General features: G+C 65.4%; 5 protein-coding genes. 4 read left to right on the top strand and 1 reads right to left on the bottom strand.

What is annotated here, in order from left to right; genetic code table 11:
• Together ACWD1Z_RS36670 and ACWD1Z_RS36665 are read left to right on the top strand one after the other, a co-directional pair.
• Positions 1 to 241: hypothetical protein (locus ACWD1Z_RS36670; protein WP_451125142.1), on the top strand; the 241-nt coding region annotated here is incomplete at its 5' end.
• A 383-nt stretch (positions 242 to 624) separates the two neighbouring features.
• Positions 625 to 807, top strand: a complete 183-nt coding sequence (locus ACWD1Z_RS36665; protein ID WP_451125140.1) for a hypothetical protein — start codon at positions 625 to 627, stop codon at positions 805 to 807.
• A 48-nt stretch (positions 808 to 855) separates the two neighbouring features.
• Here ACWD1Z_RS36665 and ACWD1Z_RS36660 read toward each other — a convergent pair whose 3' ends face one another.
• Positions 856 to 1638 carry a class I SAM-dependent methyltransferase gene (locus ACWD1Z_RS36660; protein WP_451125138.1) on the bottom strand — a complete coding sequence of 261 codons (783 nt, stop codon included), beginning with the start codon at positions 1636 to 1638 and terminating at the stop codon, positions 856 to 858.
• Positions 1639 to 1726: 88 nt separating this feature from the next.
• On the opposite strand from ACWD1Z_RS36660, the gene ACWD1Z_RS36655 reads away from it, so the two are divergent.
• Positions 1727 to 2599, top strand: coding sequence for a class I SAM-dependent methyltransferase (locus ACWD1Z_RS36655; protein WP_451125136.1), 873 nt, complete (start codon positions 1727 to 1729; stop codon positions 2597 to 2599).
• A gap of 633 nt (positions 2600 to 3232) precedes the next feature.
• Positions 3233 to 4069 (top strand): aldehyde dehydrogenase family protein (locus tag ACWD1Z_RS36650; RefSeq protein WP_451125134.1); only part of this gene is annotated, 837 nt, incomplete at its 3' end.

The raw sequence follows: 4069 nt of genomic DNA, 5'->3' as shown, positions 1-4069 counted from the left end.
ACCGGAAGACACCGCCAATTCTCCCGCTGTCACCAAGAAGTACCTACTCCTCAACATCGCGGACGACGGCTATATGTCGCTCATGGAGGGCGGGGGCACGCGGGAGGACCTCAAGGTGCCCGACACCGAAGTCGGAGAGCGGATCCGCACCCTGTACGACGAGGGCAAGGAAGTGGAGATCACCGTCACCGCGACACGGCTTGAGGAAAACGTCACCGACGCCAAGGAGTCGACGGAATAATAGACATCCCTTCGACGGCCGGCTCTCAGTAGCCCGCCAGTAGCCCCAACTACCCCTGTTACACCATTCGCTTGACTATCCTCCGAGTCGATGCTGCTTCGCCTTGGGGTGGGTACCAGGGCATGGTTTATGCGGAGCCGCATCGTGTGAGGTCTGTGGGGCCCTCGGCACGAGCGGTGAGCGTCACTGACCTCGCTGGCACGGTCGGAGCTCTGGCGATTGCTGCACGATGAGGTGTCATCTGATCTGTGGGCTGGAACGAGGGCCGGCTGTCTGTGTGAGGCAGCTGGTTGCCGGCGGGGAAGCTAAAAGGCCGTTAGCGACCGACCGGACCTTCCGGTCCGGCGTTTGAGACCGTGTTCCACCCTGGTGGCTGCCCGAGGTTGCTTGAGCTGCTGTCGGGGGGTGAGGTGCTGGTGCTCTTCGGATGCGGCTTCTTTGATGCGGCGGTCCTGTGGCGTTCGCGCCGGAACGTGATGGCGGGGTGCAGACGGTCAACTGGTGTCAGCTACGCCGAGGATGCCGCCGACCGGCTGGCCGCGGCGCTGCGTGCCCGACTCGCCTGATGCTGGCGCCAGCCCGCCGGGAAACAGCTCGCCCCCGCTGTCCTGTGCTCATGCGTCATGTACGGGGCAGAGCCGGTAGATGTGGTAGTTCATGTTGGCGCCTGGGGGCAGTGTGGGGGAGGGGGTGAGGGAGCGCAGGTGCTGCGCGTCGGTGAAGCAGCGGGTGAGGGAGTCGTGGGCGATCTGGTCATTGGTCTTGATTGCGATCAGGCAGGGTCGGCCGTTGCGTGAGCGGTGAATGTCTTCGATGATCTCGCGTACCGGTGGGCCGGTACGGGCGAGATCGAGCCCGGCTGCGGTGAAGGCGGGTCCCCAGGGGGGTTCGACGGCGTAGATGTCGTGGTCGCTACGGGAGGGAAGCTTCGCCAGCAGGGCGCGATAGTCGAGCGGGTTCAGCTCGAGGGTGGAGTCGCCAATTTTGTGCAGGTTGTTGCGGGTGGTCCGATATACACCCGGATCGATCTCGGAGGCGTACACGGGTCGGCCCAGACGCCGACCGAGGTGAAGTGCGAAGTTGCCCGACCCGCAGAACAGGTCCACGACCATCGCGTTGCCACCCGGGGGACAGACTTCCGCGGTCGCAGACGCGACGGCGGCAGCGTGGGAGTCGGTGACGGCCTCGATGGCGGTCCGGCCGAGCAGTTGGATGCCCTGCAACTCCATCTCGGGTGCGGGGATGCCGTACAGGGAGAGGCCTTCGGGACGACCGTAGAGGAGGCGCCCTGCCTCACAGAGCTGCTGGCCGGTGAGCACCACCGCGCGCAGGGGACCGAGGAGTTCGTCGCGGAAGGCGAAGTAGGCCGCGTGGTTGCCGTTATGGGCGCTTGTCACAAGGGGCGTCCTTCAAGTGGGTTGAGGCGCCGACAGCGAGTGATGACGAAAAGCAGTACATTGATTACGCATTGTAGTATCGCATGTGTTGAGATACCGGACTTCACCCAAACTGCGGAGCAGAGGCGCAGAGGAAGAAGGCGCCGTGGCCAACAACCAGAGGGCACAGGGCGATCCGCATGAGCGCTCGTCGTACCAGAGCGACGAGGCGGCTGACCGCTTCAGCACAGCCGGCCGGGCCACAGACTGGCTCCTGGGGCACTCCTTCGTCTTCGCTGAACTGCGCCTGCGCACGAAACGGGGCGCCACGGTACTGGACTTTGGCTGCGGACCGGGGGACATCACCGACCACATCAGCCGCCAATTCGGCGTGCGGGTGCTCGCGGCGGACGACTCGCCAGCCATGCTCCAGGCCGCACGCAAACACCGAACTCCCGGCGCGGAGTACCACCTCGCCGTTGACGGCCGCATCAGCAGCCTCTCGGACAGATGCGCAGACGCGGCCATGTGCTCCTTCGTCCTGACCTGCACCTCCGACCCGGACCTCCACCGCAAGATCCTGACGGAGATCCACCGGCTGCTGCGCCCCGGCGGACGACTGGCTCTGCTCAACATCAACCCCGCCTCCTACGGGATCCCCTTCACCTCCGTACGCACCGGCGACCTCCACACCACCTACGCCGCCGGCGACCCCATCCCGGTACGCTTCCGCACCCCGCACGGAGATGAAGAAACATTCACCGATCACCACTGGCCGCTGGAACACTACGAACAGCTCCTCTCCCAGATCGGCTTCACCGACATCACCCAGTACAGCCCCACAGTGGATCAGGCCGCCTCCATTGCCGATCCAGCACTCTTCCGCAACCATCCCTGGATCAATGAACGCCGCCACCCTCCGCTGACCATCACAGCCGCAACCTCCCCTGGTCGGCACGGGCAGCGCATCGGGGGCGCGTGACGTCCTGCCCAAGTCCCGCGATGCAGGTGTCTCTCCCTCCAGTTGGTGGGAATTGATCCACGATGAGGTGCACGACGTGCATACTGCGATGGCGCGTCAGCCGGGCCCTCGCGGGACTCGCAACAGTGCTACCGGCAGGAGCAGGAGGAGCCGACCGAACCGGGGCGGTGAGGGTGAGGACTGTGCTGGCGGTAGCCCGCACTGAGTCCACACTTGTGGTCCTCCCGCTCCCACAGGAGAGTCACGACCACGGGGAAGCTTCACGTCCTCGTCTCCTACAAACGTCGCACGGCGGATGCTCGTCGTTGTGCCTCACTCATCCGGCGGATTACGCCCGCGGGGGAGGATCACTACGGTGTACCTCACGTCTCGGCCGTGGTGCACCTGGACTTTGAGACATGAGGTTCCAGAGGAAAGGCCCCTCACACAACGGAGTTCGGCCCTGCCGACAGCCGTCACGATCTCCAGTCCTTGGCACCATCCCGCCGACTGGGCTGGGGCCGGTACGCCGTTCCAAGCCGGGTGCGTACTCAGATCAGGGCTTGCGGGTGCCAGTCGGGGAGGCCTGACCACGCGTGACGGATTCCAGCCGCCGACCAAGCGGGAAACGATGCGAGGGAAGAGTTAGCTGAAGTGAGTCCTGAAACCTCGTATACACAGCCTGCCACTGCGCAGGAAGCCGTCGCCGCAGTGGCAACAGCGCGGCGCAGGCATAGCACGTGGGCCTCTTGGGCTCCGGACCGGCGGCGCAGCTGGGCGAAGCGATTTCTGCTGGCGGCACGGCACGAGCGTATTCGCTTCTCCTCTTATGCGCGCCTCGATTGCGGCCTGGGCCACGACGACATCGCTGTGGATCAGCAATCGGTCCTGCTGCCACGCCGGTTGCTTCGGGCCGCGAGCGCGGCCAAGAGGGCACGGCAGGCGGACCAGCAGGTGGTCGTCGGCCTCAGTGACCAGGCCGCCCCTCTGTCATCGCTCCTCCATACAGTGCTTCCGCCGATCCTGGCAGGCCAGTGTGTGATCACTGCACTGGATCCGGCAACCGTTCCCCTCGGCAGCCACTTGCATCACCTGGCCAGGCAGAGCGGACTTCCCGACGAGGTCTGGCAGCTGCTGCCGGGACAGGAGTCGTACATCTCGGGCGTCTTGTCGGAACACGCGGATTCCAGCGCGCTTGCCTGCTGCGTACCACGAACAGCCCCGAACAGCGTGACTCCCGCTTCGATGCTGGCCGTTCGCTCCGACGCGTACGTGCGTCCCGCGGTGCGGGCAGCGCTGCGTGCCTGCTTTACCGGAGCCGGCAGGCACTGTACGGCCACCCCGTTGGTGATGGTGCATGAGCGTCACCACGACGCGTTCCTGGCTCTGTTCATTGCTGCGACGCAACGGCTCGCCGACCACCGCTCGACCACGACCCCAGACGTTCTGGGAACCCTGATCTGCTCTCAGCAGGTCGACGCGGTCCGCGCC

Source organism: Streptomyces sp. NPDC002784 (genome assembly GCF_053592135.1).
The sequence above is the reverse complement of the archived record's forward strand: the minus strand, read 5'-3'. Positions and strand labels throughout refer to the sequence as shown.